The organism is Slackia sp. (genome assembly GCF_977041755.1).
On the sequence record NZ_CDRRGL010000104.1, the window covers coordinates 1 to 6,489 of the forward strand.

Sequence of the window (6,489 nt, forward strand, 5' to 3'; positions counted from 1 at the left end):
TGGTTCTCGGTTCGAATCCGGGCGGGCCCACCACAAAACACCTGGTCGGAAGTCATTTTTGACTTCCGACTTTTTCTTTTTCAGGCCCAAAAATCGGCCTATGGGCAAATCATGGGCAAATAAGTAATTGCCGGGAGCGTATGCCCCCGGCTTTTTGTTTAGAAGCCCAAGTCTTCTGCGATGAGAATGACTTTAATGCGGCCGGCGTGGCGGCTATGGCGTGTGATGACGGTGTTGCAGCACATGCAGCCCGGCTCGTGGCACATGCCGCATATTCCCACCGTTTCGCAGGGCGTGCCTGTGTGCAGGCGGGCGGCATTCGGCGGGCACGCCATGGTGCGTACGCGTTTGAGGCCCTCTTCGGTGTCTTTGACGATCTTATTCATGCCCACGAGCACAATAACGTGCTTCGGGCCAAACGAGAGGCATGCCACGCGGTTGGAGTTGCCGTCGATGTTCACGAGCTCGCCTTTGAGCGTAAGCGCATTGGCGCTCATGAAGAAGAAATCGGAATCGAAGTGCTGCAGATAGACGGCTCGCTGCTCTTCGGGCGTGGTCGCTTTCGCGCGGTCGAGCATGGTGTAGGCGCCCGCTTCGAGCATTTCCTTCACGCCGGTTTCCTTGAAGGTCTCGGTGCCGCCCCACGCGATGCTCGAGCCCTCAGGCACAAGGGACTTTACTAGTTCGCGCGCGTCGGCGGACGTTTCACAGAAGTAGCCATCCATTCCAGCTCGCTCAAGATTCTTGATAATCGTTTTCGACGTGGTGGCAAAGGCGTCTTTGCGAGGATCGGCCATGATTCCCCCTTGGTTTCGGTAACGAATGCATCATGTGCATTGTCGCACGTTTTTCTGGTACAAAATATCTCTCTCCCGTTTTTCCAGGTCATAGGGAAAAGAAGGCGTATTTGCCATGCATCTTCGAAAAAAGTTGAAAATAACGCTTGCGCCGAAAGGGGAAAGTGCGTAATATACATTCTCGCGCTGCGGCGCACGAAAGAAATGGGCGTTTGGCTCAGGGGGAGAGCGCTTCCTTCACACGGAAGAGGTCATAAGTTCAAATCTTATAACGCCCACCATTTCATTCCTCGGTAGCTCAACGGCAGAGCACTCGGCTGTTAACCGATAGGTTGTAGGTTCGAATCCTACCCGGGGAGCCATTCAAAATTTAGAGCCGCCTTAGGGCGGCTTTTGATTTCACATATTCCTCGGTAGCTCAACGGCAGAGCACTCGGCTGTTAACCGATAGGTTGTAGGTTCGAATCCTACCCGGGGAGCCATCCAGAACTTCGGGCTCGCACATGCGAGCTCTTTTTGTATCTTGCTCAGTTCTGCAACATTTTCGCCTAGTCTATCGTGTGCAACATATGGCGTATTCGACGAGGCCTCCCCCAAAGAATCGCTCGGAGCATTTTCGCTGCTATACTTTAGATTCACGACTTCATAACAGTCGTGCTGTGTTCGATTCAAAGAAGGGTGACTGCCGTGGAAGGCAAGCACGCATCTCAAAATAAGCAACAAAAACCGCATCGCTCGGAAGCATTCCCTCAGCTTGATAAGGCAGAAACCGTCGCACATGCGACGAAGCCTTCTATGCCGTCCGATTTCGATTTGGGCTCAACGGGCGGCAGCGTTAATCCGGTTCAGATGAACGGCCGCGGCCCCCATCGTTTTAGCGCGGCTCCCAATGCGGCTTATCCGGGCGGCAAGGTTCCGGGTGGAACTGCTGGTTCCCGGAAGTTCGCTGAAGGGCGCAGGCGCAACCCTGTTGCGATTGCTGCGCTGGTCGTTGTGGCGCTTCTGCTTGTCGTATATGTCGCGGGCGCCGTTATATTCATGGGCCGCTTCTACCCGAATACCACGTTGGGCAATTTCGATTTGTCCATGAAGCCGTTCGATCAAGCTGTCGACGAACTCGAATCGGCCGAGAAATCCTATGCGCTTTCGATTTCGGGCGAGGGCTTTTCCACGAACATCACCGCAAAGCAGGGTGGCATTCAGCTCGATTCCGACAAGGTGATTGCCGCTGCGAAGGGCGGCATGAATCCCGCGCTGTGGTTCGTGAACATGTGGGGTGCGCATGATGCCACCGAGAATCTAACCGCCTCGGCCGATTCGACGGCGCTCCGCAATTTGCTTACCGAGGAAATCGAAGAATTCAACGCGGGTCAAACCGCTTCCGAAGATGCCGCAATCGTCTTCGATGCTGAATCGCACAGCTACAAGATCAAGCCCGAGGTCAACGGCACTCAGCTCGATGCGGAAGAAGTCGTGCAGCAGGCGATTACCGCCATGCTCAGCATGCAAGATACGCTCAAGCTCGACGATGATGTGGTTATCAAACCCCAGGTGCTCTCAACCGATTCTCGTCTGATTCAGGGAACCGAAGCCGCGAACAAGCTTGTCGCATGCGACGTAACGCTCGTGGCCCAGCTTGCCAATACGACGGAAGACATCACGCAGATTAATGGTGACGTGATTTCCCAATGGGTGACCTTCGACGACAATTACGCTCCTACCTTCAACGAGGCCGTTATGAGCGAGTGGGCGAGCGCCCTTGTTGCCTCGCTGAATACGGTGGGCTCCACGCGTACCTACACGCGTGGCGATGGCAAGCAGGTGAGCGTGAGCGGCGGCGATTACGGTTGGGCCGTCGATACTTCGTCGCTCGTGTCGACCATTGAAGACGCCGTTACCAATGCAAGCCAAGGCGAAATCTCTGTACCGTGTTCGCAAACGGGCAACGGGTTTACGGCGCCAGGCATGGATTGGGGCGCCTATTGTGATGTTGACCTTACTGAGCAGTACGCGCGATATTACGACGCGACGGGTAACCTGCTTTGGGAGTCGGGCATTGTTTCGGGCAAACCTGGCGGCGAGGATGCGACCCCTACGGGCACCTATTACCTCAAAACCCACCAGAGTCCCTCGATGCTGCGCGGTCCGAAGAAAGAGGACGGCAAGTACGAATGGGAATCCGAGGTGCAATACTGGATGCCGTTTGTAGGCAATCTGGTCGGCCTTCACGATGCCAGCTGGCAGCCTTCTTCGGTATTCAGCAATCCCGATGCTTACAAGACGTACGGCAGCCATGGCTGCGTGAACCTGCCCACCGATAAGGCGGCCGAGATTTACGGCATCATTCAAAACGGCGACCCGGTTATCGTGCACTGGTAAGCGCCACTATGTAATGCAATTATCGCAGGCCGCCTTTCGGGGCGGCTTGCTTGCGCCAAGACGCAAGGCGCGATAGAGGAAGAGGCAACGCACATGATTATGCAGGTAGAGCATCTCACGAAAAGCTTTGGCGGCAGAACGCTGTTCTCCGACGCGTGCTTTCGCCTTGAGGCCCATGATCGATTGGCGCTGGTAGGCCCGAATGGCGCGGGCAAAACTACCATGTTGAAGGTCATTACTGGGCATGAAGACGCCGATTCGGGCAATGTGGTGTTCGCCAAGGGTGCCGTTGTGGGCTATTTGGAGCAGGAAGCCATCGAGATGGAAGACCGCTCCATTTTCGATGAGGTTATTTCGAGCCAGCAAGAAATTCTCGAGGCTGAGCAGCGCCTCCATGAGCTCGAGGCAAGCTTGAACGAAAATTCCACTCCCGAGAAGCTTGCCGCGTGCGGCCGTGCGCGCGAGCGCTATGAGGCGCTCGGCGGGTACCGCCTTGAATCGCAGGTGCGCAGCGTGTTGTTCGGCTTGGGCTTCAAGGAAGACGACATGTCCCGCCATACCGGCGATTTCTCGGGAGGCTGGCAAATGCGCATCGCGCTCGCCAAGCTGCTTATTCGCAAACCCGACTTGCTCCTGCTCGACGAGCCCACCAACCACCTCGATCTCGAAAGCGTGAAGTGGCTTGAGGGCTTTTTGCGCGGCTACGACGGCGCGGTTGTCGTGGTAAGCCACGACCGTGCCTTTATGGACAACATGGTCGATCGCGTCGCCGAGATTGATGCCGGCCGTCTTGAGCTGTACAAGGGCAACTATTCCGCATACCTGAAGCAGCGCGATGAGCGTATCGAACGCCTTCGCCAGCAGGCCGAACGCCAGGCTGAAGAAATCGCGCATATGGAAGCGTTCATCGAGAAGTTCCGCTACAAGCCCACGAAGGCCAAACAGGTGCAAGATCGCGTGAAGAAGCTCGAGAAAATCGAGCGCATCGTGGTACCGCAGGAAAAGAAGACTGTGCATTTCAACTTCGTGCAGCCGCCGCGCACGGGCGATATGGTGGTGCGCTGCAGCGGTGTGGTCAAGCACTTCGGCGAGAAACATGTCTACGATGGCCTCGATTTGTCGCTGTATCGCGGCGAGAAGGTTGCGCTCGTCGGCCCGAACGGCGCCGGCAAATCGACGCTTCTGAAAATGATCGCGGGCGTGCTCGCGCCCGATGCGGGCACTATCGAATATGGCGTGCACGTGTCGAAGACCTACTTTGCCCAACACCAGCTCGAAGAGCTCTACCCGGGCAACACCGTATTCGAGGAGCTTGATCGTGCTGCTCCTGGTTGGACTATGAGCCAGGTTCGGAGTCTTCTCGGTGCGTTCTTGTTTACCGATGACGCCGTCGACAAGCGCGTAAGCGTGCTTTCCGGTGGCGAGAAGTGTCGTTTGGCACTTGCGAAAATGCTCGTGGCGCCCGCTCCGCTTCTGTGTCTCGACGAGCCCACGAACCATCTCGATATCGCGAGCGCCGACATTCTCGAGCAGGCGCTCAACCGTTTCGAGGGCACCGTGCTGCTCATTACGCACGATCGCCACCTCATTCGCAACGTCGCGAACCGCATTATTGAGGTCGTGCCGGGTAAGGTGACCGTGTATGACGGCGATTATGACTATTACCTGCTCAAATCGGGCCAGCTCGAAGGCGGAAGCGACCTTTCGGCGAGCTCGCTCGACGATTTCTTGAATCAGCCCGAAGGCGAGGTGCACGATTCCGCGTCGCGCTCCAAGGCGAAATCGAAAAAAGCGAAAACCACCGTTTCGGTGAACAATCGCCGAAAGGGCGCGACCGCAAAGCCTGCTGAGCCGCTTACGGCTCCGCGTGCGAGCGCCCCGAAAACGAAAGAACAGAAGCGTCGCGAGGCCGAAGCCCGCAATCGCGCATATGCGGCGCTCAAGAACCATCGCAAGCGCATCGCCGAGCTCGACCGCCAGCTCGAGCGCGACAACGCACGCATGAAAGAGCTGCTTGAGCTTATGGCCGACCCCGATTTCTATATCAACGAAGCCGAAAGCTCCGACGCCATCGCCGAGCACGGCAAACTCAAGGCGCGTATCGCCGCCGCGGAAGAGGAGTGGTTCTTGCTCAACGAAGAGCTCGAGGAAGAAATGCGCAAGCAGCAGGAGCAGGCGTAACTATGCTGAATATCGTCCTCGTTGAACCCGAAATTCCTCAAAACACGGGCAATATCGCGCGCACGTGCGCATGCATCGGCGCGCGGCTGCATGTAGTGGAGCCGGCTGGCTTTCGCATTACCGAGCGTAACCTGCGCCGTGCGGGCTGCGATTACTGGAACGACGTCGAGATCGTGCGTTGGGCTTGCGCCGAGGAATTCTTCGAGGCACACGCCGCCGACGAGCTGCATCTTTTCACGGGTCATGTGAATACGATGTTTGGCGAAGTGACGTATTCCGATGAATGCTATTTGGTGTTCGGTCGTGAGAGCCGTGGACTCGACGAGCGTTGGATGGAGCGTTTCGCGTCGGCCTGCGTGCGCATTCCCATGCGCGATGGCATGCGCAGTTTGAATTTGAGCAACGCTGTGGCCATTGCTGCGTTCGAGGCTTTGCGGCAAAACGGTTACCCTTATTTACAATAGCGTGGCAGTCTGGCTAAAGCGGGAGTTTTGATATACACTACTAAATTACTATGTTTAGCCAGTCATACATCATCTACATCATCATTAGCGTTCTGTGCTTCGTGCCCGCCATTGTGTTGCATGAAGTCGCGCATGGCTTTGCCGCGCACAAACTCGGCGACCCAACTGCGAAAAGCCAGGGCCGTTTGAGCCTGAACCCGCTCAAACACATCGACCCGTTCGGCACGGTGCTCATGCCGCTGCTGCTCATGGCCATGGGCGGTCCGGTGTTCGGCTACGCGAAGCCCGTACCCTACAATCCCATGTATTTCAAGAACCTGCGTAAAGGCGAGGCTATTGTCGGCTTGGCCGGTCCTGCGGCGAATTTGCTTATGGCGCTTGCCTCGGCGTTTATCGCCTGGATTCTTTACCCGTATGCGCCGGGCCTCGTGGGTTCAAATGAGGTGTTTGAGTACTTCTATCTCATGTTTTTGCCCATGTTCACGCTCATCAACCTGTATTTGATGTTCTTCAACCTCATTCCGATTCCGCCGCTCGATGGCTCGAGCATCATCGCGCTGTTCCTTAACGATAAGCAGCTGCATTCGTATTACCGTATTCAGCAGTACGCGTTGCCCGTGTTCATGATCGTGGTTATTTTGGTGCCGTACCTTTTCAACGTGAATCCC

Annotated in this window: 5 protein-coding genes and 3 tRNA genes; 7 read left to right on the forward strand and 1 reads right to left on the reverse strand. The window is 56.2% G+C overall.

The features are described from left to right. Nucleotides 1-158: 158 nt before the first annotated feature. A complete protein-coding gene (locus ACWI8T_RS07455; protein ID WP_449138483.1) occupies nucleotides 159-797 on the reverse strand; it encodes a lactate utilization protein in 639 nt (212 codons plus the stop codon). Between the two features lie 206 nt (nucleotides 798-1,003). Here ACWI8T_RS07455 and ACWI8T_RS07460 point away from each other — a divergent pair. From ACWI8T_RS07460 to ACWI8T_RS07490, 7 genes are all read left to right on the forward strand, one after another. Further along, a tRNA-Val gene (locus ACWI8T_RS07460) sits at nucleotides 1,004-1,078 on the forward strand. Between the two features lie 6 nt (nucleotides 1,079-1,084). After that, nucleotides 1,085-1,159: transfer RNA gene (locus ACWI8T_RS07465), tRNA-Asn, on the forward strand. A 45-nt stretch (nucleotides 1,160-1,204) separates the two neighbouring features. Continuing rightward, a tRNA-Asn gene (locus tag ACWI8T_RS07470) sits at nucleotides 1,205-1,279 on the forward strand. 205 nt (nucleotides 1,280-1,484) lie between these two features. Further along, a complete protein-coding gene (locus ACWI8T_RS07475) occupies nucleotides 1,485-3,176 on the forward strand; it encodes a L,D-transpeptidase family protein (protein ID WP_449138484.1) in 1,692 nt (563 codons plus the stop codon). A 93-nt stretch (nucleotides 3,177-3,269) separates the two neighbouring features. Then, entirely contained in the window at nucleotides 3,270-5,357 is a 2,088-nt protein-coding gene (locus ACWI8T_RS07480) for an ABC-F family ATP-binding cassette domain-containing protein (RefSeq protein WP_449138485.1), read from the forward strand. 2 nt (nucleotides 5,358-5,359) lie between these two features. Beyond that, nucleotides 5,360-5,821, forward strand: coding sequence for a tRNA (cytidine(34)-2'-O)-methyltransferase (locus ACWI8T_RS07485; protein ID WP_449138486.1), 462 nt, complete (start codon nucleotides 5,360-5,362; stop codon nucleotides 5,819-5,821). A 50-nt stretch (nucleotides 5,822-5,871) separates the two neighbouring features. After that, nucleotides 5,872-6,489 (forward strand): site-2 protease family protein (locus ACWI8T_RS07490; protein WP_449138487.1); only part of this gene is annotated, 618 nt, incomplete at its 3' end.